Annotated in this window: 21 protein-coding genes; 10 read left to right on the top strand and 11 right to left on the bottom strand. The window is 69.7% G+C overall.

Annotated features, from left to right (window positions below):
- Positions 1-86: 86 nt before the first annotated feature.
- Positions 87-1,076, top strand: a complete 990-nt coding sequence (gene moaA / locus OG966_RS09620) for a GTP 3',8-cyclase MoaA (protein ID WP_326649044.1) — start codon at positions 87-89, stop codon at positions 1,074-1,076.
- Here the strand turns inward: moaA and OG966_RS09615 are convergent.
- The gene (locus OG966_RS09615) at positions 1,059-1,301 is read right to left on the bottom strand and encodes a hypothetical protein (RefSeq protein ID WP_326649043.1); all 243 of its coding nucleotides are present in this window, start codon (positions 1,299-1,301) and stop codon (positions 1,059-1,061) included. The genes moaA and OG966_RS09615 overlap by 18 nt on opposite strands.
- 169 nt (positions 1,302-1,470) lie before the next feature.
- Positions 1,471-1,857, bottom strand: a complete 387-nt coding sequence (locus OG966_RS09610) for a DUF3099 domain-containing protein (protein ID WP_326649042.1) — start codon at positions 1,855-1,857, stop codon at positions 1,471-1,473.
- Positions 1,858-2,073: 216 nt separating this feature from the next.
- Between OG966_RS09610 and OG966_RS09605 the strand changes: the two genes are divergently transcribed.
- Entirely contained in the window at positions 2,074-2,349 is a 276-nt protein-coding gene (locus OG966_RS09605; RefSeq protein ID WP_326649041.1) for a GlsB/YeaQ/YmgE family stress response membrane protein, read from the top strand.
- Between the two features lie 126 nt (positions 2,350-2,475).
- Here OG966_RS09605 and tyrS read toward each other — a convergent pair whose 3' ends face one another.
- From tyrS to OG966_RS09590, 3 genes are read right to left on the bottom strand one after another with little or no spacing between them, the layout of a single operon-like run.
- On the bottom strand, positions 2,476-3,741 hold the full coding sequence (gene tyrS / locus OG966_RS09600) for a tyrosine--tRNA ligase (RefSeq protein WP_326649040.1): 1,266 nt from the start codon (positions 3,739-3,741) through the stop codon (positions 2,476-2,478).
- 43 nt (positions 3,742-3,784) lie between these two features.
- Complete coding sequence (locus OG966_RS09595) at positions 3,785-5,176, bottom strand: metallopeptidase TldD-related protein (protein ID WP_326649039.1); 1,392 nt, start codon at positions 5,174-5,176, stop codon at positions 3,785-3,787.
- 49 nt (positions 5,177-5,225) lie between these two features.
- On the bottom strand, positions 5,226-6,749 hold the full coding sequence (locus OG966_RS09590; protein ID WP_326649038.1) for a TldD/PmbA family protein: 1,524 nt from the start codon (positions 6,747-6,749) through the stop codon (positions 5,226-5,228).
- A gap of 209 nt (positions 6,750-6,958) precedes the next feature.
- On the opposite strand from OG966_RS09590, the gene fabG reads away from it, so the two are divergent.
- The 3 genes from fabG (at position 6,959) to OG966_RS09575 (ending at position 9,001) form a co-directional block, all read left to right on the top strand.
- On the top strand, positions 6,959-7,663 hold the full coding sequence (gene fabG, locus OG966_RS09585; protein WP_326649037.1) for a 3-oxoacyl-[acyl-carrier-protein] reductase: 705 nt from the start codon (positions 6,959-6,961) through the stop codon (positions 7,661-7,663).
- Positions 7,664-7,667: 4 nt separating this feature from the next.
- Positions 7,668-8,438, top strand: a complete 771-nt coding sequence (fabI, locus tag OG966_RS09580; protein WP_326649036.1) for an enoyl-ACP reductase FabI — start codon at positions 7,668-7,670, stop codon at positions 8,436-8,438.
- 194 nt (positions 8,439-8,632) lie between these two features.
- Positions 8,633-9,001, top strand: coding sequence for a hypothetical protein (locus OG966_RS09575; protein WP_326649035.1), 369 nt, complete (start codon positions 8,633-8,635; stop codon positions 8,999-9,001).
- Here the strand turns inward: OG966_RS09575 and OG966_RS09570 are convergent.
- Positions 8,964-9,650 carry a FadR/GntR family transcriptional regulator gene (locus tag OG966_RS09570; RefSeq protein WP_326649034.1) on the bottom strand — a complete coding sequence of 229 codons (687 nt, stop codon included), beginning with the start codon at positions 9,648-9,650 and terminating at the stop codon, positions 8,964-8,966. The genes OG966_RS09575 and OG966_RS09570 overlap by 38 nt on opposite strands.
- 70 nt (positions 9,651-9,720) lie before the next feature.
- On the opposite strand from OG966_RS09570, the gene OG966_RS09565 reads away from it, so the two are divergent.
- From OG966_RS09565 to OG966_RS09550, 4 genes are all read left to right on the top strand, one after another.
- On the top strand, positions 9,721-10,983 hold the full coding sequence (locus OG966_RS09565) for a CynX/NimT family MFS transporter (RefSeq protein WP_326649033.1): 1,263 nt from the start codon (positions 9,721-9,723) through the stop codon (positions 10,981-10,983).
- Between the two features lie 17 nt (positions 10,984-11,000).
- On the top strand, positions 11,001-11,117 hold the full coding sequence (locus OG966_RS09560) for an SGM_5486 family transporter-associated protein (RefSeq protein ID WP_326649031.1): 117 nt from the start codon (positions 11,001-11,003) through the stop codon (positions 11,115-11,117).
- A 160-nt stretch (positions 11,118-11,277) separates the two neighbouring features.
- Positions 11,278-11,484 (top strand): hypothetical protein, encoded by a 207-nt coding sequence (locus OG966_RS09555; RefSeq protein ID WP_326649030.1) that lies wholly within the window; start codon positions 11,278-11,280, stop codon positions 11,482-11,484.
- Positions 11,485-11,558: 74 nt separating this feature from the next.
- Positions 11,559-12,110, top strand: a complete 552-nt coding sequence (locus OG966_RS09550; RefSeq protein WP_326649029.1) for a SixA phosphatase family protein — start codon at positions 11,559-11,561, stop codon at positions 12,108-12,110.
- 199 nt (positions 12,111-12,309) lie between these two features.
- Here the strand turns inward: OG966_RS09550 and serB are convergent, their stop codons facing one another.
- Together serB and OG966_RS09540 are read right to left on the bottom strand one after the other, a co-directional pair.
- Positions 12,310-13,527, bottom strand: a complete 1,218-nt coding sequence (serB, locus tag OG966_RS09545; RefSeq protein WP_326649028.1) for a phosphoserine phosphatase SerB — start codon at positions 13,525-13,527, stop codon at positions 12,310-12,312.
- 73 nt (positions 13,528-13,600) lie between these two features.
- Positions 13,601-15,220: a streptophobe family protein gene (locus OG966_RS09540; protein ID WP_326649027.1), complete on the bottom strand. Its 1,620-nt coding sequence runs from the start codon at positions 15,218-15,220 to the stop codon at positions 13,601-13,603.
- Between the two features lie 233 nt (positions 15,221-15,453).
- Here OG966_RS09540 and OG966_RS09535 point away from each other — a divergent pair, with 233 nt between their 5' ends.
- Positions 15,454-17,970 (top strand): ABC transporter ATP-binding protein/permease, encoded by a 2,517-nt coding sequence (locus OG966_RS09535; RefSeq protein ID WP_326649026.1) that lies wholly within the window; start codon positions 15,454-15,456, stop codon positions 17,968-17,970.
- Positions 17,971-18,067: 97 nt separating this feature from the next.
- Here OG966_RS09535 and OG966_RS09530 read toward each other — a convergent pair whose 3' ends face one another.
- From OG966_RS09530 to OG966_RS09520, 3 genes are all read right to left on the bottom strand, one after another.
- Positions 18,068-18,775 carry a transglycosylase SLT domain-containing protein gene (locus tag OG966_RS09530; protein ID WP_326649025.1) on the bottom strand — a complete coding sequence of 236 codons (708 nt, stop codon included), beginning with the start codon at positions 18,773-18,775 and terminating at the stop codon, positions 18,068-18,070.
- Positions 18,776-19,051: 276 nt separating this feature from the next.
- Positions 19,052-20,119 carry an S-adenosylmethionine:tRNA ribosyltransferase-isomerase gene (locus tag OG966_RS09525; protein ID WP_326649023.1) on the bottom strand — a complete coding sequence of 356 codons (1,068 nt, stop codon included), beginning with the start codon at positions 20,117-20,119 and terminating at the stop codon, positions 19,052-19,054.
- Complete coding sequence (locus OG966_RS09520) at positions 20,116-20,814, bottom strand: SDR family NAD(P)-dependent oxidoreductase (protein WP_326649022.1); 699 nt, start codon at positions 20,812-20,814, stop codon at positions 20,116-20,118. Before OG966_RS09520 ends, OG966_RS09525 begins: the two co-directional genes overlap by 4 nt.
- Positions 20,815-20,950 lie beyond the last annotated feature (136 nt).

The following is a 20,950-nucleotide window of genomic DNA, read 5'->3' as shown; positions in this document are numbered from 1 at the left end:
CCTCGTGACAATCGGCCCCCGGAGTTGTCGGAGCGCTGGCGTAGTCTCGGAGTCAATAAGATCCGTCAAGCGGGGAGGGGGCCACAGTGCTCATCGACACATTTGGCCGTGTGGCCACTGACCTGCGGGTTTCACTGACCGACCGGTGCAATCTGCGGTGTACGTACTGCATGCCGGAGGAGGGTCTGCAGTGGCTCGCCAAGCCGGATCTCCTCACTGACGACGAGATCGTCCGGCTGATCCGTATCGCCGTCACCGATCTCGGGATCACCGAGGTCCGCTTCACCGGCGGGGAGCCGCTGCTGCGCCCCGGCCTGGTCGGCATAGTCGAGCGGTGCGCCGCTCTCGAGCCCCGCCCCAAGATGTCACTGACCACCAATGGCATCGGACTCAAGCGCACGGCGGCCGCGCTCAAGGCCGCCGGTCTTGACCGGGTCAATGTCTCGCTCGACACCCTGCGGCCCGACGTCTTCAAGACGCTCACCCGCCGCGACCGCCACCGCGATGTGCTGGACGGCCTGGAGGCGGCCCGTGCCGCCGGCCTCACTCCGGTCAAGGTCAACACGGTTCTGATGCCGGGGCTCAACGACGACGAAGCCCCCGAGCTGCTCGCCTGGGCCGTGGCGAACGACTACGAGCTGCGCTTCATCGAGCAGATGCCGCTCGACGCGCAGCACGGCTGGAAGCGCGACGGCATGATCACCGCAGGGGACATCCTGGAGTCTTTGCGTACCCGATTCACGCTCACCGCTGAGGGCGACGAGGAGCGCGGCTCCGCGCCCGCCGAGCGCTGGACGGTGGACGGCGGACCGCACCGGGTCGGCGTCATCGCCTCCGTCACCCGCCCGTTCTGCCAGGCCTGCGACCGCACCCGCCTCACCGCAGACGGACAGGTGCGCACCTGCCTGTTCGCCCGCGAGGAGACTGACCTGCGCGCAGCGCTCCGCTCGGACGCATCCGACGAGGAGGTCGCGCGCCTCTGGAAGCTGGCGATGTGGGGCAAGAAGGCCGGATCAGGCCTTGACGACCCGTCGTTCCTGCAGCCCGACCGGCCGATGTCAGCGATCGGCGGCTGAGCCGGCGGAGCCGCGTTCCCACTCCTCGAGCGTCACCACATCTTTGAGAAAGCCACGCAGGCCAAGGAAGTGGGAGAGATGCTCACGGTGCTCGTCGCAGGCGAGCCAGGTCTTGCGGCGCTCGGGAGTGTGCAGCTTCGGGTTGTTCCACGCCAGCACCCAGACGGCGTCGGTGCGGCAGCCCTTGGCGGAGCAGATCGGGGGTTCGTCACTCACTGAGTTCATCCCAAACAAGGCGACGCCGAGCAGCCACGGGGGGAGCTGCCCGGCGTCGGTCCGTCGCTCCGACGGGGGATGCGGAGCGCCTACGAAGTATGTCACGGGGAACGGGGTGCGGTGCACCGGAACTTCATGATTGATCTGAGCTTTTCTTGAGCTTCGCAAGGCCGGGAAATCAGCTCTGCCCGCGCTCCTGGCGGTTCCGCTCAAAGGCTCCGGCTTCCGGCTCGCCCTCCGCCGCGGCGGCTGTCGGCGCGGATTCCGGGACAGGCTCGATCACCGGCCGGGAAGGGGTCGGAACGAAGGTCGACGGCAGCGAAGGCGCGTTCTCCCGGCCCGCGTTGGCGATCACGACGGCAATGTACGGAAGAACCCCACCAAGCACCAGGGCCACGATCGCCACATGACGTTCGACGTTCCACAGGACGGCGGCGAGGATGACCGCCAGGGTCCGCACCGACATCGAAATCACATAGCGGCGCTGCCGGCCACGGACATCGTCCGCGAGCCCCTGCCGGGCTCCCGTGATCCGGAAGACCTCCGTACCGCCACGCTTCCGCATCAGGTTTCACCACCGATTTCCACGCCGGACGCTCCCAGGTCCTGACGCCTTCCACCGTACGCCGCGCCTCCGACACCTACGAGAGTGGGGGAGGCCCCACCTGCGTGTCCCGACTGCGCCGTACCGCGTATGGCGCCGTCCGACATGCGCTGTATGACGGACAGGCCGAGACTGACGGCGTAACTGCTCATGCGGAATACGTACGAGGAGGCAGCCATGGGCTGGTTGTGGGCGATCATCGTGGGCTTCGTACTGGGCCTGATCGCGAAAGCCATCCTTCCGGGCAAGCAGCACATGCCTCTGTGGCTGGCCACTATTTGCGGCATCGTCGGTGCCGCGCTCGGCAACTGGCTCGCGGTAGGGCTCGGCATCGGCGAGACCAAGGGCATCGACTGGGGCCGGCACGGACTCCAGCTCGTGGCGGCCGTCGTCCTCGTCTTCCTCGGGGAAATGGCCTACACCTCGATGCGGGGCAGGAAGCAGAGAGCCTGAGCCGGGTACGGCGGCGGCCGGGCGAGCAACGGCGCTCACCCGGCCGCCACCGGACTCTGTTCATCCACCGCCGCTGACCGGCCGTCCTGCTACCGGCCTGTTCAGCCGACCTTCAGCCGCGGCTGATCAGGCCGTGACCTCGACCGCAGCCAGGTTCTTCTTGCCCCGGCGCAGCACGAGCCAGCGTCCGTACAGCAGCTCCTCCTTCGCCGGTACGGCGTCCTCGGCGGCGACCTTCACGTTGTTCACATAGGCCCCGCCCTCCTTCACCGTGCGGCGGGCGGCCGACTTGCTCGGCGCGAGACCGACCTCCGCGAGCAGATCCACCACCAGGCCCAGCTCGGTGACCCGCGCGTGCGGCAGCTCGGAGAGCGCCGCCCGCAGCGTCGGCTCGTCCAGCTCGGTCAGCTCGCCCTGCCCGAAGAGCGCCTTCGACGCATTGACCACCGCCGCGCACTGGTCCGCGCCGTGCACCAGCGTGGTCAGCTCCTCGGCCAGGGCCCGCTGAGCGGCACGCGCCTGCGGCCGTTCCTCGGTCAGCTTCTCCAGCTCCTCGATCTCCTCGCGGGACTTGAAGCTGAAGATCCGCAGGAACTTGGAGACGTCCCGGTCGTCCGCGTTCAGCCAGAACTGGTAGAAGGCGTACGGCGTGGTCCGCTCCGGGTCGAGCCAGACCGTGCCGGACTCCGTCTTGCCGAACTTCGTGCCGTCGGCCTTGGTGATCAGCGGTGTGGCCAGGGCGTGCACCTCGGCCTCGGGCTCGACACGGTGGATCAGGTCGGTGCCCGCGGTGAGGTTGCCCCACTGGTCGCTGCCGCCGGTCTGCAGGGTGCAGCCGTAGCGCCGGTACAGCTCCAGGAAGTCCATGCCCTGCAGGATCTGGTAGCTGAACTCGGTGTAGCTGATACCGGTGTCGGAGTTCAGCCGCCGGGCGACCGCCTCCTTCGCGATCATCTTGTTGACCCGGAAGTACTTGCCGATGTCGCGCAGGAAATCGATCGCCGACAGCCCCGACGTCCAGTCCAGGTTGTTGACCATGGTCGCGGCGTGCGGGCCGTCGAAGTCGAGGAACCGCTCGATCTGGCCGCGCAGCCGCTCCACCCAGGCCGCGACGACCTCCGGCGCGTTCAGGGTGCGCTCCGAGTTCGGCTTCGGGTCACCGATGAGACCGGTGGCACCGCCGACCAGGCCCAGCGGGCGGTTCCCCGCCTGCTGGATCCGGCGCATGGTGAGGATCTGGACCAGGTTGCCGAGGTGCAGGCTGGGCGCGGTCGGGTCGAAGCCGCAATAGAACGTGACGGGACCGTCCGCGAACGCCTTGCGCAATGCGTCCTCGTCAGTGGAGAGGGCGATCAGCCCTCGCCACTGCAGTTCCTCGACGATGTCCGTCACGGGTCTCGCGTCTCCTTCGGTGTGCTTACAGACTCCTCCGAGGTTATACGCCCTGGCTGACCGAACTCATATTGAAATCGGGCACCCGGAGCGCGGGCATCGCGGCCCGGGTGAACCAGTCGCCCCACTCGCGCGGCAGCGTCTTCTCGGTGCGGCCGGCCTCGGTGGCCCGCGACAGCAGGTCGACCGGCGACTCGTTGAAGCGGAAGTTGTTGACCTCGCCGACGACCTCGCCGTTCTCCACGAGATAGACACCGTCCCGGGTGAGACCGGTCAGCAGCAGCGTCGCCGGGTCGACCTCGCGGATGTACCAGAGGCAGGTCAGCAGCAGTCCGCGGGCCGTCGCGGAGACCATCTCCTCCAGCGAACGTTCACCGCCGCCGTCCAGGATCAGATTTCCGGCGCCGGGCGCGACCGGCAGGCCCGTCAGAGCGGCGCTGTGCCGGGTGGCGACCAGGTGTTCCAGCTTGCCGCCGCGTACCCAGTCGGTCGCCGGCAGCGGCAGGCCGTTGTCGAAGACCGAGGCGTCGTCGCCGGAGGAGTGGGCGATCACGAAGGGCGCGGACTCCAGGCCCGGCTCGTTCGGATCGCTGCGCAGGGTGAGCGGGAGGTCGGACAGCTTCTCGCCGACGCGGGTACCGCCGCCCGGCTTGGAGAAGACCGTGCGGCCCTCCGCCGCGTCCCGCGCCGTCGACGACCACAGCTGGTAGATCAGCAGATCGGCCACGGCGGTGGGCGGCAGCAGCGTCTCGTACCGCCCGGCGGGCAGCTCGATACGGCGCTGAGCCCAGCCGAGCCGCCGCGCGAGCTCCGCGTCCAGCTGGGCCGGGTCCACGTCCTTGAAGTCCCGGGTCGAACGGCCCGCCCAGGCCGAACGGGAGCGGTCCGGGGACTTGGCGTTGAGCTCCAGCGTCCCGTTCGGCTGGTCGTGCCGCAGCCGCAGCCCGGTCGACGTACCGAGGTAGGTGGAGGTCAGCTCATGGTTGGCGAAGCCGTACAGCTCACGCTCACCGGCCTTGGCGCGGGCGAAGGCCTCGCCCAGCGCGGGTGCGAAGTCCGCGAAGACGGCCGAGGACGTCTCGACGGGCGCGTCCGTGAAGTCCGGGGAGGCCGGGACCCCTTCGACCAGGGGCCGGGCGTCCTCGGCGGGCCCGGCCGTGCGGGCGGCTGCCTCCGCGGCCCGTACCAGCGGCTCGAGATCGTCGGCGGTGACGGCGGACCGCGACACGACACCGGACGCGGTGCCCTCGGCGCCGTCGACGGTCGCGATGACGGTGAGGGTGCGGCCGCGGGTCACACCGTTGGTGGTCAGGGCGTTGCGGGCCCAGCGCAGATTGGCGGAGGAGTGCTCGTCGGCGATGACGACACAGCTGTCGGCGGTGGACAGCTCCAGCGCCCGCTCGACCGTCTCGTGCGGCTTGCTGTTGCGGCTCATCGACCGGCCTCCTGCGTGGTGTTGACACTGCACGGCGTACGGCGCGCGCTCATCGGCCCGCCTCCAGCGTCGTGTTGAGAATGTTGACGCCGCGGAACAGCGCGGACGGGCAGCCGTGGGAGACCGCCGCGACCTGGCCCGGCTGGGCCTTTCCGCAGTTGAAGGCGCCGCCCAGGACGTATGTCTGCGGGCCGCCCACCTTCTCCATCGAGCCCCAGAAGTCGGTCGTCGTGGCCTGGTACGCGACATCGCGCAGCTGGCCGGCCAGCTTGCCGTTCTCGATACGGAAGAAGCGCTGCCCGGTGAACTGGAAGTTGTAGCGCTGCATATCGATCGACCACGAGCGGTCGCCGACCACATAGATGCCGCGCTCCACCCCGCCGATCAGATCCTCCGTCGACAGGCCGCCCGGGTCCGGCTGCAGTGACACGTTCGCCATCCGCTGCACCGGCACGTGCCCCGGGGAGTCCGCGTAGGCGCAGCCGTTGGACCGGCCCAGACCCGTCAGCTTCGCGATCCGCCGGTCCAGCTGGTAGCCCACCAGAGTGCCGTCCTTGACGAGGTCCCAGGACTGCGCCTCGACGCCCTCGTCGTCGAAGCCCACCGTGGCGAGACCGTGCTCGGCGGTCCGGTCGCCCGTCACATTCATCACCGAGGAGCCGTACGCCAGCTTCCCGAGCTTGTCGAAGGTGGCGAAGGAGGTGCCCGCGTACGCCGCCTCGTACCCCAGCGCCCGGTCCAGCTCCGTGGCATGGCCGATCGACTCATGGATGGTCAGCCACAGATTCGACGGGTCGACCACCAGGTCGTACCGCCCGGCCTCCACGCTCGGCGCGCGCATCTTCTCGGCCAGCAGCACCGGGATCTGCTCCAGCTCGGACTCCCAGTCCCAGCCCGTGCCGGTCAGATACTCCCAGCCACGCCCCACCGGGGGCGCGATCGTACGCATCGAGTCGAACTCGCCCGTCGTCTCGTCGACGGCGACGGCCGTGAGCTGCGGATGCAGCCGCACCCGCTGCTGCGTGGTGACAGTGCCCGAGGTGTCCGCATAGAACTTGTTCTCCTGGACCGTGAGCAGCGAGGCGTCCACGTGCGCGACGCCGTCCGCCCCCAGCAGCCGCCCGCTCCACTCCTCGAGCAGCGCCGTCTTCTCCGCGTCGGGTACCTCGAACGGGTTGATCTCGTACGCCGAGATCCAGGTCCGGTCCGCGTGCACGGGCTCGGGCGCCAGCTCCACCCGCTCGTCGGAGCCCGCCGCCGCGATCACCTTGGCCGAGAGCTTCGCCATCGCGACCGCCTGGCCGGCGACCCTGGCGGCCGCGTCCATCGTCATGTCGACCCCTGAGGCGAAGCCCCAGGCACCGCCGTGGACCACCCGCACCGCGTACCCGAGGTCCGTGGTGTCCGACGATCCGGCGGGCTTGGCGTCGCGCAGCCGCCAGGCCGCACTGCGTACTCGCTCGAAGCGGAAGTCGGCATGCTCGGCGCCGAGCGCACGCGCCCGGGCGAGTGCCGCGTCGGCGAGTGCCCGCAGCGGCAGCGCTGTGAAGGCTTCGTCGATGGAATGAGGCACGAATGTCTCCTGTCGTCGAGACGGGTCGACCCGATCATGTCGCGCCGGAGGGGTCGTTGCCCAGCCGCCCGCCCATGCCGTAGGGCGACGCCTTCTGTAGGGACCCGACAGTGACTGCAGGACGGCGCTGTCAGGGCCCGATTCTCCGTAAGGCGGGCGGGACCGATAGGTTTTCGAGGTACCAGACCGCATATCGAAAGGGTGATCCGTTGAGCCGCTCGGTTCTCGTCACCGGAGGAAACCGGGGCATCGGCCTCGCCATCGCCCGCGCGTTCGCCGATGCCGGCGACAAGGTCGCGATCACGTACCGCTCCGGCGAGCCGCCGGCCGGCTTTCTCGCCGTCAAGTGCGACATCACCGACACCGAGCAGGTGGAGCAGGCCTACAAGGAGATCGAGGAGAAGCACGGTCCGGTGGAGGTGCTGGTGGCCAACGCCGGTGTCACCAGGGACCAGCTCCTGATGCGGATGTCCGAGGAGGACTTCACCACCGTCCTCGACACCAACCTCACCGGCACCTTCCGGGTCGTGAAGCGTGCCAACCGCGGCATGCTGCGGGCCAAGAAGGGCCGCGTGGTGCTGATCTCCTCCGTGGTCGGCCTGCTGGGCTCGGCAGGGCAGGCGAACTATGCCGCCTCGAAGGCCGGTCTCATCGGCTTCGCCCGCTCCCTCGCCCGTGAGCTCGGCTCGCGGAACATCACGTTCAATGTCGTCACACCCGGTTTTGTCGACACCGACATGACCAAGGTGCTCACGGACGAGCAGCGCGCGGGCATCGTCTCGCAGGTGCCGCTCGGCCGCTATGCGCAGCCGGAGGAGATCGCCGCCACGGTGCGCTTCCTCGCCTCCGACGACGCCTCGTACATCACTGGAGCCGTCATCCCCGTTGACGGCGGATTGGGCATGGGTCACTGATCACATGAGTGGAATCCTCGCCGGCAAGCGCATTCTCGTCACGGGCGTCCTCACCGAGGGGTCCATCGCCTTCCACGCCGCCAAGGTGGCCCAGGAGGAGGGCGCGGAGGTCATCCTCACCGGCTTCGGCCGGCTCTCACTCGTCGAGCGCATCTCCAAGCGGCTGCCGAAGCCCGCCCCGGTCATCGAGCTGGATGTCACGAACCAGGAGCACCTGGACGGCCTCGCGGACAAGATCCGTGAGCACTCCAGCGACGACTCGGGCCTCGACGGCATCGTGCACTCGATCGCCTTCGGCCCGCAGGGCGCGTTCAACTTCCTCGAAGCCGGCTGGGAGGACGTCTCGACGGCCGTCCAGGTCTCGGCGTACTCCTACAAGTCGCTGGCCATGGCATGCCTCCCGCTGATGAAGCGCGGCGGTTCGATTGTCGGCCTCACCTTCGACGCGACGATCGCCTGGCCGAAGTACGACTGGATGGGCGTGGCCAAGGCGGCCCTGGAGTCCACCAACCGCTACCTCGCCCGCGACCTCGGCGCCAAGAACGTCCGCTGCAACCTGATCGCGGCCGGCCCGATCAAGTCGATTGCCGCGAAGTCCATCCCGGGCTTCGAGGAGCTCGCGGACGTGTGGAACCACCGCGCCCCGATCGGCTGGGACCTGGCCGACCCGGACCCGGCAGGCCGCGGGGTCGTCGGTCTGCTCTCGGACTTCTTCCCGCGCACGACCGGCGAGATCGTCCACGTCGACGGTGGCGTGCACATGATGGGTGCCTGACCCCTCTCGTACGAGAATCCCTCCCGTACGAGGACGACGCCCCGTTTCCCGCTCTGTGCGGGGAGCGGGGCGTCGCCCGTTCGGGCCCCCGGAGCGCGCGGCGCACCGCCGGGAAGGTGATGCTGGAGAGGCAATCCCCCTTGTGGTGCAGCCGCGGCTATTCCGGCCGCAGTACGGCCGAGGAGGTTCTGCTTGTGCGTACGACCTGGTGCTTCGCCTCCGTACTGACCACGGTGACGGCCCTGCTGTGGGCAGCGCCGAGCGCCGTTTCCCAGCCGCCCCGTGAAGACTCGAAGCCCCGGTCCGAGCCACGGGATTTCAGGGCCGACTGCACCACCGTCCTCGACGGCTCCCGGGCCACCGCCTACTGCCACAACCCGTACCCCCAGACCGACCGCGTCCGGCTGCACATCGAGTGCGAGCGCTGGTGGGACGTCGACTCGGACAGCGCGCCCGTCGAGATAGGGCCGGCCGGCTACATAGAACTCACCGACCGCTGCTGGAAGGAGGTGAGCACGGTCTGGGTCAGCCACCAGCCCCTGCGGGATCCCGCAGGCACATGAACGGGTAGCTCGCCGCCTCCGTGGCCGCCGCATCGCCGTCACCCGCGCGGATCGCCTCGACCATCCGGGCATGGTCCATATGGTTCTCCGGGCGCAGTTCCCGGCCGACATCGTCGCGCAGCCAGTCCCGCAGCAGATCGCCCAGGTCTGCGTAGATCTCGGTCAGCACCTCATTGTGCGAGGCGGCCACCACCGCCAGATGGAATGTCGTGTCCGCGGTGACGAACTCCTCCGCGTCCCCCGTGGTCCACGCGTCCTCGCGACGGGCGAGGAGCGTGTCCAGCTGCTTGAGATCGCGTTCCGTGCGCCGCTCGGCGGCCAGCCTGGCGGCCGAGGACTCCAGGGTGGAGCGCAGTTCGGCGATATGCCGGGGGTCGGCGTCCGCGAAGCGGCGGTGCATGACGCCGGCCAGCTCGCTCGTCGCCACGACATACGTCCCCGAGCCCTGCCGGATGTCCAGGAGACCGTTGTGCGCGAGTGCGCGGACCGCCTCGCGGACGGTGTTGCGGGCCACGCCCAGCTGTTCGACCAGTTCCGGCTCGGTGGGGATCCGTGAACCGACCGGCCACTCGCCCGAGGTGATCTGGTTCCGCAACTGAGCGATCACCTGATCGGACAGTGCGGAACGCCGGGGAGAGGTCAGCGCCATAGTGCTCCTTGTGCCCAAGACTCGTACAGGATTGGACAACCAATCATCCCATGATTCTATGATGGCTTTCATGTCCGACGAGACCCAGACGCTGAGCCCCGCCACGACCGACCGTACCGCCGTGGAAACTCCGGCCTCACGGCCCGCGGCCTGGCTCACCCGGCTGGTTCTCGTCGGCATCGTCCTCGCGGCACTCAATCTCCGCCCCGCCATCACCAGCCTCGGCGCGCTCCTCGAAGAGGCGCGGGTGGGGCTGCACATGAGCGGCACCGTGGCCGGCGTCCTCACCTCCGTACCGGCGCTGTGCTTCGCGCTCTTCGGGATCGCGGCACCGCGGCTGTCCCGCCGCTTCGGCGCCGGCGCCGTCGTCTGCGCGGGCATGGCCGCCATCGCGACCGGGCTGCTGATCCGGCCCTTTGCGGGCGGCACGGCCGGCTTCCTCGCCGCCAGCGCGCTCGCCCTCATGGGCATCGCCGTCGGCAACGTCCTGATGCCGGTGATCGTCAAGCGGTACTTCCCCGACCGCGTCGGCCCCATGACCGGGCTCTACTCGATGGCGCTGGCGCTCGGCACTTCTGCCGCCGCGGCCACGACCGTGCCCATGACCGAGGCGCTGGGCGGCAGTTGGCGTGTCGGCCTCGGTATCTGGGCGGTCCTCGCCGCCCTCGCCGTACTGCCCTGGGCCGGCCTCGTCCGCGACCGCGGAGCGGCCGCGCGGAGCGCTGCGGCCACACCTGTCCAGGGCACCCGGACCCCGCGGATCACCCGCAGCCCCACCGCATGGGCACTCGGCTGCTTCTTCGGCCTCCAGGCCACCGGCGCGTACATCACCATGGGCTGGATGCCGCAGATCTTCCGTGACGCGGGGGTCCCGGCCGGCAAGGCCGGTGTGCTGCTCGCCGTGACCATGGCCATGGGTGTGCCGCTCGCCTTCGTCATTCCGCGGCTGGCCACCCGGATGAGGACCCAGGGCCCGATCGTCGTCGCCCTCGGCCTGTGCGGACTGACCGGGTACGCGGGCCTGTTCCTCGCGCCGGCCGCCGGAGCGTGGGCCTGGGCGCTGCTGCTGGGCATCTCCAACTGTGCCTTCCCACTCGCCCTCACCATGATCGGCCTGCGGTCGAGGACCGGCACCGGCGTCGTACGGCTCTCGGCCTTCGCGCAGTCCACCGGCTATCTGATCTCCATCCCCGGACCACTGCTGGTGGGCATGCTCTACCAGCACAGCGGCGGCTGGGGGCTGCCGATCGCGCTGATGGCGGGGCTGATCGTGCCGCAGATCGCCGTCGGCATCCTGGCCGGCCGGGACCGGACGATCGAGGACGAATGCTGAGATGCGAGACTGGCACCATGCCTGTGCTCGACCCGAATCCCCCGAATGGCCAGAAAAAGCTCCTCTACATCTTCGGCACGATGATCGCCATCACCGTGGTGATCGCCGTGATCGCGTCCATCGCCTCACCCTGACAGGGGCGTTGGACCTGCGTCCGCAGCCCGGTGGTGGGGCTGGCACCAGCAACCCCTAGGGGGTCAGGCTCAGGGTGAAGTGGGTGGGTCACCGGATGGGCCCGCGAGTACGTGATCCGTAGGTTTGAAGCAACAAACCGCAGACCTACGGAGGCGGCCAATGTCGGCCCATACGCACACCCGGTCCCACGCCAAGGCTGCGGGCAGCGTCGACATCCGGCTGCCGTGGTGGGCACTCGCACTGCCCATGCTCGCCTTCGTCGTACTGCTTCTGCTGATCGCGGACCCGGGCCAGGCGCACGCCGCGGGCGGCGATCCGGCAGTCGGCCAATTGATCGACCGCATCCAGCAGACCCTGTCCCGCTGACGGACTCACCCTTCGTGGGGGGAGCCGGTCAACGCCCTGCGCCCGCTGGCTCATTTCATGCGAAGCTGGGGAGCATGAGCGCCGCTGTGTCTTCCGAGGGGACACCCCCCGGATCTCCCGAGTCCCGCAGGATCGTCCTCCTCCGGCATGCGAAGGCCGACTGGCCCCAGGTGTCCGACCATGAGCGCCCGCTCGCCGACCGGGGGCGCATGGAAGCCTCTGTGGCCGGCCGCAGGCTCGCCGACACCGGTATCGCCTTCGACCTGGCTCTGTGCTCGACCTCGATCAGAACCCGCGAGACCTGGAAACTGGCTGTGCACGAGCTGTCGCACCGCCCCAGGACGGTGTACGAGGAGCGGCTGTACGAGGCATCACTCGGCGATCTTCTCGCGCTACTGGCCGAGACTCCGGACGAGGTGAACGACCTTCTCGTCATCGGCCACAACCCCGGGATCCACGCGCTTGCCGACGCCCTCGCCGGCAAGGTCGAGGGTGACGCGCTGGCGCGGATGACGCAGGGCGGCTTTCCGACCGCGGGGTACGCGATCGTCGGCTTCAGCGGCTCCTGGAAGTCCGTGGAGCACGGCGTGGGCACGCTGCTCGACTACTGGGCGCCGCACGACTGACCTCTGCCCCGCGCATGAGCCGGCCGCAGCACGCGGCCCCCGCACGCGGGCCGACCCTTCGCGTGAGCACGCTCCCGCGCGGAGACGCCGTTGCGTGGAACAGCCCCGCCGCGCTGCGTGAAACGGCCCTGGCGCGTGAAACAGCCCCGGCGCGGATCCCGCGCCGGGGCCTCGTACGTCGGCCGCGTACTGCGGTCGGTCAGTGCTCCTCGCCCTCGCCGTCGGCCGCCTCGACCTCTTCGCGAGTGATCCCCAGCAAGTAGAGAACAGTGTCCAGGAAGGGCACATTGACCGCGGTGTGGGCGGCCCGGCGGACGACCGGCTTGGCATTGAAGGCGACGCCAAGGCCTGCGGCGTTGAGCATGTCCAGATCATTCGCACCGTCGCCGATCGCGACGGTCTGTGCGAGCGGCACTCCGGCCTCGGCGGCGAACCGGCGGAGCAGCCTGGCCTTGCCCGCGCGGTCCACGATCTCGCCGACGACGCGGCCGGTGAGCTTCCCGTCCACGATCTCCAGCGTGTTCGCCGAGGCGAAGTCCAGCCCGAGCCGGACCTTGAGGTCATCCGTGACCTGCGTGAACCCGCCCGACACAACGCCCACTTGGTAGCCGAGCCGCTTGAGCGTACGGATCAGGGTCCGGGCGCCGGGGGTCATCCTGACCTCCGCCCGGACCTTGTCCACGACCGACGCGTCGAGGCCGGCCAGCAGGGCCACGCGCGCGTGCAGGGACTGCTCGAAGTCCAGCTCCCCGCGCATCGCGGCGGCGGTGACCTCGGCGACCTTGTCCTCACAGCCGGCGTGCGCGGCGAACAGCTCGATGACCTCGTCCTGGATGAGCGTCGAGTCCACATCCATGACGACCAGACGCTGGGCCCGCCGGTGCAGTCCGGCCGACACGACCGCCACATCGACGCCGATCTCGGCGGCCTCGGTCGCCAGCGCGGTACGCAGCGGCTCGGTCTCCGTACCGGACACCGCGAACTCCACCGCGGTGACCGGATACTTGGCGAGCCGGAAGGCACGGTCGATGTTGCCGCCGATGGCAGCGATGCGGGCCGCTATGGCGGCGGTCGACTCCGCTGTGAGCGGATTTCCGAGCACGGTGACATGAGAACGGCCACTCCCGCGGGGCCGGTTGTCGCCGGTGCCGGAGATGATCTCGGCCTCCAGCTTCAGCGACTCGGCCCAGCTGTGCACGGTGGCCCGCAGCTCGCCCTCGGTGGTCCCGCCGGCGGTCGGCGCGGTGACCAGGACACACAGGACGAGGCGGCCACGGGAGACCACCTGCTCGATGTCGACCACGTCGACGGAGTAGGCGGCGAGTGTGTCGAAGAGCCCGGCGGTGATCCCGGGACGGTCCTTCCCGAAGATCTTGACGAGAAGGGTGGGGACGTCGGAGTTCTGCGGTGCGCTCATGGTGCCTCCACCGTATCTGGCGGACGCCGCGCCGAGACGGCGCGTCCCGAGTAGCGGACAGGCGCACCCAGGCTCAGCGGCCGCTCCTCGGGGTACCGGGCGCCGGCGGGCCCTCCTCGGGGTCGGCAGGGGCGGTGCGATGCGGGGGCGGGGGCGCGGGCACCGGGCCCACCATCGTCGGCGCACCGTGGATCCCCGGCGGCGGGCGCAGATACGGGTTCGTGTCGTCGTTCGAGGGCCGGTACGGCGCCATCGGCCGGTACGGCCCCGGGACCTGCTGCGGCCCCGGGGCCCGCTCCAGCTCCTGCCCGGGAACGGGAACCTCCGCCCGGCCACCACCCCGCGTCGCGTACACCAGCAGCGCACCCACCCCGCCCGTCGCCGCACCCCACGCAGCCCCGAGCAGCAGCGCCATGCCCAGCTGCCCGTGCAGCTCGATTCCGGCGCCGAACGCGTCGACGCCCAGGACCGACAGCGAAGCGTCCGCCGAGACATCCGTCAGCCATACGAGCAGCGGCAGCGTCAGCGCCGTCACCCCGCCCAGCCGTACCGCGCACCGCCCCGCGAACCCCGCCGCGCCCAGGCCGCCCACCGGCGTGCGCGACGCCGCCAGCACCCCGGCGTACAGCATCAGCAGAGCCGCCGCGACCGCCAGCAGCCACACCCGCCCGTCCAGCTCCGCCAGCCTGCCGACCGTGGCAGGCTCGTCCGCCGAGACCCGCAGCAGTTCGTCCAGCGGATCGGGCAGCAGCTTCGCCAGCTCGCCCTTCGCCTCGCCGTCCCACGGCACGAACAGCCCGAGCGGAATCCCCAGCCATACTCCGTTCGGTGCCCCGAGCAGCGCCGCGCCCGCGATCCGTTTCGGGTGGTCGTCGCCGATCGCGGCGTATGCCGCCGTCGCGTACCCCGCGAGGACCGCGACGAGCAGCGCACTCGCCATCGCGGACGCGGCCGGCCGCACCGTCCGCCGCAGCGCCGCCCATGCCGCCCCGCCCGGCAGCGGCGTATGCCGTGACGCCAGGAGCGCGATCGCCAGCACGCCGAGCACCCAGAACAGCGCGCCCGCCAGCGAATCCGCGGTGTTCACGCTGAACCCCACCGCCGCCTTGGCGTCCACCAGATCCCCGAGGCGGTCGGGCAACAGCCCTCCGATATCGCCGATGTCGCCGAGGCCCGGCACTTCGATGCCGCCTCCGCCACCGCCCGCGCCCGGCAGCTTGTCGAGGCCGAGCCCCAGCTTCGCCCCGTCGATCGTGATGACGTCGTGACCTGCCCACGCCAAGCCGCCGATCGTCGCGACGAAGAGAGTCACCACCCCGCCCACCCGCGCGGCGAGTTCGGTCCCCGAGATGTACGGCCCGGCGCCACGCAGCGAGCGTAGGAAGAAGTACGCAAGGAGCAACGCCCCGACGAGCCCCACCCCAAGTGGCGTGATCTCGACGGTCGTCCGCGCCTGGGCACCTTCCAGCCCGAACACGGACACATCACTTGTCGGAGTGACCGATCCGCCTGCCGCGAGCACCACGACGGCTGCCGTCATCGGCCCGAGCGACGCAGCGGAATCCGCGCCCAGCAGGTGCAGGCCGAGCGCCGCGGCACCGGCCATCCCGACCAGTGCCCAGCTCACCGCGGCTATTGACGCGAGCAGCACATCGCCCCAGCGCACCCGGTCGCCACTGCCGCTCGCATCCATCCGGACCCCCCGATCCCTCTGGGTTTGCCCCAGTTGTCCCCAGTCACGCATGATCCGTACGCACTCATGGGTGGTTACCACTCTCCGTGGGTGTTTCTCCTCCGTCAACGGTCATCCCGGACGCGGTCTTCACATAGCCCGACTTTCGGATACGGGATCGCGCCTGAAATAGTTCCTCACGATGTTCGCCATCCCTAGACTCCCCGTGATGGGGGTAACTCGGGGGACAACTAGTGGGGCATGGAGTGCCGGAACTCGTACTGGAATTGAACGGAAGGACCTGGACCCTCGATCCGTCCAGGTCATACACCCTCGGACGTGATCCGCAGGGCGACCTGGTGATCGACGACGCCAGGGTCTCGTGGCGGCACGCCAGCATCAGCTGGGGCGGCCGCAGTTGGGTGATCGAGGACCACGGCAGTACCAACGGCACATACGTGCAGGGTCAGCGGATCCATCAGATGGAGATCGGCCCCGGCTCGGCGGTACATCTGGGCAATGCGACCGACGGACCCCGGCTGAATCTCTCCGGAGCCGCGGCCGGCGCGGGCGCGTACAGCGCCCAGGGCGCCGCGCCCCAGCAGCAGGCGGTCCAGCAGCCGCAGCAGGGCTGGCAGCAGCAGGCTCCGGCTCAACAGCCGCAGCAGGGCTGGCAGCAGCAGCCACCTCAGGCGCAGATCCCGCAGCAGCAGGGACCCGGCGGCGCGGGCGGTGTCGCGGGGGCTCCGCCGGTGTACGGGGACCGCAGCCCGACCACGTTCCATCAGTTGGCCCTCGGCCGGGTGATGCGTATCGGCCGTGCGCTCGAGAACGAACTGGTCGTCTCCGACCTCCAGGTCTCGCGCAACCACGCCGAGTTCGTGGCGACTCCCGACGGCCGCTTCGAGATCCGCGACCTCGGATCCCACAACGGCACGTATGTCAACGGTCAGCCGATAGCCAAGTCCGGCACCGTACTGATCGGCCCGAACGACATCGTCGGTGTCGGCCACTCGACGTTCCGTCTCGTCGGCGACCGGCTCGAGGAGTTCGTCGACACCGGCGAAGTCTCCTTCTCCGCCCGTCACCTGACAGTGACGGTCGACGGCGGCAAGCAGATCCTGCGGGATGTGTCCTTCGGCGTACCGGAGAAGTCGCTGATCGGCGTGATCGGCCCCTCGGGGTCCGGCAAGTCCACCCTGCTCAAGGCGCTCACCGGCTACCGGCCCGCCAACCAGGGTGATGTCCTCTACGACAACCGCAGTCTCTACAAGCAGTTCGCCGAACTCCGCCAGCGCATCGGACTGGTTCCGCAGGACGACATCCTGCACAAGGAGCTCACCGTCCGTAAGGCGCTCAAGTACGCGGCCAAGCTCCGCTTCCCCGGCGACACCGCCGAGGCCGAGCGCGAGGCCCGTATCGACGAGGTGCTGCGCGAGCTCAAGCTCGACATCCACAAGGAGAAGAAGGTCACTTCGCTCTCCGGTGGCCAGCGCAAGCGTGTCTCGGTCGCCCTCGAGCTGCTGACCAAGCCGTCGCTGATCTTCCTGGACGAGCCGACGTCCGGACTCGACCCGGGCATGGACCGCGATGTCATGCAGCTGCTCCGTGGCCTCGCCGACGACGGCCGTACGGTCCTGGTGGTCACCCACTCGGTGGCCGAGCTCGCGCTCTGCGACAAGCTCCTCGTCATGGCCCCCGGCGGTTCGGTGGCGTACTTCGGCCCGCCGGAGGAAGCGCTCAACTTCTTCGGCTACACGACATGGGCCGACGTCTTCTCCGCGTTCGAGAACTACCGGGACTACGACTGGGCCGGCCGCTGGCGCGGTTCCCAGCACTACCAGATGTACGCCGCGGACATCGACGCCGTCGCCGCGCAGTCGGTGCACATGCCGCCGCCGCAGCAGATGCGCCCGCCGAAGCCGCAGAGCTGGGGCTCCCAGCTGTGGACACTGATCCGCCGCTACTCCTCGGTCATCGCGTCCGACAAGGGCTTCATCGGCCTGATGGTGATCCTGCCCGCGGTCCTGGGCCTGGTCAGCGTCGTCATTCCGGCGAAGTTCGGCCTCGCGCCGCCCACGCCGCCGAGCAAGTTCAACGGCGACGCAGGCACGATCATGCTGATCCTCGCGGTCGGCATGTGCTTCTCCGGCGCGGCCAACTCGGTACGAGAGCTGATCAAGGAACGGGTCATCTACGAACGGGAACGGGCCACCGGCCTGGCCCGCTCGGCGTATCTGATGTCCAAGGTGATCGTCCTCGGCGTGATCACGGCCATCCAGGGCGTCATCATCTGCGGCATCGGCTTCGCCACCCGCGACCTGCCCGCAGAGGGCCTGGTCATGCCTCCGGCCGTCGAGATCTGCCTCGTGGTGATCGCGCTGGGCTTCACCTCGATGATGTTCGGCCTGGTCATCTCCTCGCTGGTGAAGACCGCCGAGAAGACCATGCCGCTGCTGGTCATGTTCGCCATAGTCCAGGTCGTCTTCACCGGAATTCTCTTCCAGGTCTACGGTTCGCCCGGCCTGGAGCAGTTCGCCTGGCTCATGCCGTCCCGGTGGGCCATCGCAGGCGCGGGTGCGACGCTCGACCTGTCGCATCTGATGCCGCCGTGGGACCCGAACAAGCCCGCCGACCTTGATCCGCTGTGGGAGCACTCGGCGGGCCAGTGGGGCCTGAACATCACGATCCTGCTTGCCATCGGCGTCGTGTGCGGCGTCGCGGTCGCGCGACTGCTGCGCCGCCACGAGCCGGAGGTCATGCGCAAGTAGCGCATGCGCACGCACCCAAGGGCGGCACCCGCAGTGGGGTGCCGCCCTTGGGCGTAGCTGTCAGACCGTCCGGTGCTGCTCGGTGGAGTCTGTCGACTCAGTAGGCGCTGTCGACGTTGTCGATCGAACCGTACTTGTCGGCGGCGTAGTTGGCCGCGGCCGTGATGTTGGCGACCGGGTCGTACTGGCTGTGCGGGGTGCCGGCGACGTGGTACGCGTCGAACGTCGGCTTGATGACCTGCAGCAGGCCGATCGACGGGACACCGTTGATCGCGTTGATGTCCCAGCCGTTGATGGCCTTCGGGTTGCCGCTGGACTCACGCATGATGTTGCGGTGCAGACCCTCGTACGAGCCGGGGATCTTGTGCTTCTTCATGATGTCGAGCGACTCGCGGATCCAGCCGTCAAGGTTGTTGGCGTAGATCGGCTTGCGGGCAGCGGTGCGGCTGGCGGCCTGCTGCTTCGCACGCTTCTTGGCAGCGGCCTGGGCCGCCTTCTTCTTGGCGGCGGCCTCGGCCTTGGCCTTGGCGGCAGCAGCGGCCTTGGCCTTCGCCGCAGCGTCGGCCTCGGCCTTGGCCTCGACGACCGACTGCTGCTTGACGATGCTCGCGTGGACAGCGGTCGTCCGGGCGGCGTCGGTCCCGGTGCTCCACGCCATCGGGGCGGCGGCGAGAGCCTCGGTCTGGGTACCGGCGGAGGCGTTACCCGGGACGAGGGAGAACGTGAGGGCGGCGACGGCAGCGGCGGCGATACCGGCGATCGAGACCTTGTTGGTCTTGGTCAGGCGGGTGCTGAACGCGGACATACAGACGTACCTCTTCGAATAGCGGAAAGTCGCATCAGGCCGGGGCGGCGCTGCGCTCCTCGGCGGCGACGTCCGCAATTCTTAGCGGCAGCAAAATGGTCTGGCAAAGGTGTGACGTACGACCCCGGATAGTAGATCCGAGCGCCGCAATGTCCCATTTTTTCCACTCGGTACGGGCCGGATGCCCTATTTGTGTCCACTAGAGAGGTTCGTAAGTGACGTGGGTCCTATGGGGGGGCTCACATGGAGCCCCCGGCGATCTCACGATGCGCTGCTTCAGTAATGCAAAGAGTGAGCGCCCTCTTCGGGAAGCACGAGGTGCACGTCGCCGAACTCGTGCCAGAGGTAGAGATGGCGCAGTGCCTCGGCATAACCGCGGCACAGCGCCGCCTGCCCGGCGATCGCCTCCAGCATCAGCAGATGCGAGGCCAGCGGCTCATGCAGCCCGGTCAGCAGTCCGTCCACCGCGTGCACGCCGCGCCCAGGCGTGATGACCAGATCGGTCCACCCCGAGGCCGCCCGCACCACCCCGCCGGGACCCGCCGCCGACTCCAGGGCGCGGACCGCCGTCGTACCGACCGCCACGATCCGTCCGCCGCCCGCCCGCGCGGCATTGACCAGCCACGCCGTCGTCGCGGGCACCTCGAAAGGCTCCGGGTACGGCGGTTCGTGCGCCTCCGCCGACGCCACCCCCGTATGCAGAGTGATCGGTGCGAACTGCACGCCCCGGCTCACCAGCTCCGCCACCAGCGGCGCCGTGAAGGGCCGGGCGGCACTCGGCATCTCCGCCGATCCGGCGCCGTCGGGGGAGGGGAGCGCGAAGACCGTCTGATACGCGGCCAGCGGCTGGTCCCGAGTCGTGTACCGGTACCGGATCGGTCTGCCGTACCGGGACAGCAGCTCCGGCACCTCCACCGGCACCGCCGCCCACCACAACCGGTCGGCGCCCGGCGCGAGCGGCGCCTGAAGCACGAGCTGCCCGCCACCGGGAAGCCGTACAACCGCACCTACCGGCCCCCCGGCGCGCGGCAGAGTGCTGCCCGCACCGTCCGGGCGGCGCAGTTCCACCGCCCACCGTCCGTCGTCCCCGCGCGTCGAGAAGTGCACGACGACCGCCTCGCCGCCGACCCGGCCATTGACGGCCGCCGGCAGCGTGGCCGACGTATTGACCACCAGGACATCCCCGGCACGGAGCTGCCCGGGAAGATCACGGAAGGCGTGATGGGACACCTGCGTCCCGCGCGAGACCATCAGCCGTACGTCGTCCCGACCCGATCCGCGCTCCTCGGCAGGCACCCGGGCCGACAGCTCCTCGGGCACCCACAGCGACCCCAGCACCTTCATCGCGCATCCAGCAGCGAGGGCGCCGCGTACCGACCGCTGACGGGCCGCTGTTCCAGCAGCCGCAGGAATCCCGGCACCACCGTCTCCGGCGCCGGGCGCGGGTCGTCGTCGCCCGGTACCGCGGCCGCGTACAGATCCGTCTGCATATCGCCCGGGTCCACCGTCCACACCCGCAGCTCCGGCTCCTCGACGGCGAGGACCGCCGCGAGATGGTCGAGGGCCGCCTTCGAGGCTCCGTAGCCGCCCCAGGTCTCGTACGCCTCCGCCGCCGCGTCCGAGCTGACCGCGATCACCGTGCCCGCCCCGGACGCCCGCAGCATCGGCAGCGCCTCCTGTACGAGTCCGAGCGCGGCGACCACATTGGTCTCCAGCGCAGCCCGCAGCCCTTCCAGCGGCAGCGCGTCCAGCCGCACCAGCGGCTCGGCCCCCAGCGCGCTCGCATTGCTCACCAGCAGGTCGAGACCGCCGAGCTCGCGTGCCGTGGCCAGCAGCCCCTTACGGTGTCCGGCATCGGTGACATCCCCCACCACCGCCACCACCCGCGTGCCCTGCGCCGCCCCGATACGACGCGCACTCTCCTCCAGGACGCTTCCGGTCCTGGCCCCCAGCACCAGATCCCAGCCCTGCTGGGCGAGGGCAGACGCGAGTGCGCGCCCCAAGCCCTTCGAAGCCCCAGTGATCACCGCTACCGGCATGATGTCCATCCCCTTGTTCCGCTTGCTCCGCGTCGGTGCCACCAACGTAGGAAGGCGGCCCGCCCGCCGCGTCGTACGCGGGACCCCATCTGCCAAGGGATTTCGACCTACGACCTGAGCCCTAAGCAGTAGCCGT

The organism is Streptomyces sp. NBC_01750 (genome assembly GCF_035918095.1).
In the GTDB taxonomy this organism is placed as follows: Bacteria; Actinomycetota; Actinomycetes; order Streptomycetales; family Streptomycetaceae; genus Streptomyces.
Note: the sequence above shows the minus strand (reverse complement) of the source record. Positions and strands in the feature narration are given on the sequence as shown.

Coding starts and splice junctions, on each gene's coding strand:
- OG966_RS09595 (WP_326649039.1), bottom strand. CDS start 5,176: ATGAGCCGCAACAGCAAGCCGCACGAGACGGTCGAGCGGGCGCTGGAG.
- OG966_RS09605 (WP_326649041.1), top strand. CDS start 2,074: ATGGGCTGGTTGTGGGCGATCATCGTGGGCTTCGTACTGGGCCTGATC.
- OG966_RS09540 (WP_326649027.1), bottom strand. CDS start 15,220: ATGGATGCGAGCGGCAGTGGCGACCGGGTGCGCTGGGGCGATGTGCTG.
- OG966_RS09530 (WP_326649025.1), bottom strand. CDS start 18,775: ATGTCCGCGTTCAGCACCCGCCTGACCAAGACCAACAAGGTCTCGATC.
- OG966_RS09570 (WP_326649034.1), bottom strand. CDS start 9,650: ATGGCGCTGACCTCTCCCCGGCGTTCCGCACTGTCCGATCAGGTGATC.
- OG966_RS09520 (WP_326649022.1), bottom strand. CDS start 20,814: ATGCCGGTAGCGGTGATCACTGGGGCTTCGAAGGGCTTGGGGCGCGCA.
- fabI (WP_326649036.1), top strand. CDS start 7,668: ATGAGTGGAATCCTCGCCGGCAAGCGCATTCTCGTCACGGGCGTCCTC.
- OG966_RS09565 (WP_326649033.1), top strand. CDS start 9,721: ATGTCCGACGAGACCCAGACGCTGAGCCCCGCCACGACCGACCGTACC.
- OG966_RS09610 (WP_326649042.1), bottom strand. CDS start 1,857: ATGCGGAAGCGTGGCGGTACGGAGGTCTTCCGGATCACGGGAGCCCGG.
- OG966_RS09555 (WP_326649030.1), top strand. CDS start 11,278: ATGTCGGCCCATACGCACACCCGGTCCCACGCCAAGGCTGCGGGCAGC.
- OG966_RS09525 (WP_326649023.1), bottom strand. CDS start 20,119: ATGAAGGTGCTGGGGTCGCTGTGGGTGCCCGAGGAGCTGTCGGCCCGG.
- OG966_RS09615 (WP_326649043.1), bottom strand. CDS start 1,301: ATGAACTCAGTGAGTGACGAACCCCCGATCTGCTCCGCCAAGGGCTGC.
- serB (WP_326649028.1), bottom strand. CDS start 13,527: ATGAGCGCACCGCAGAACTCCGACGTCCCCACCCTTCTCGTCAAGATC.
- OG966_RS09550 (WP_326649029.1), top strand. CDS start 11,559: ATGAGCGCCGCTGTGTCTTCCGAGGGGACACCCCCCGGATCTCCCGAG.
- OG966_RS09560 (WP_326649031.1), top strand. CDS start 11,001: ATGCCTGTGCTCGACCCGAATCCCCCGAATGGCCAGAAAAAGCTCCTC.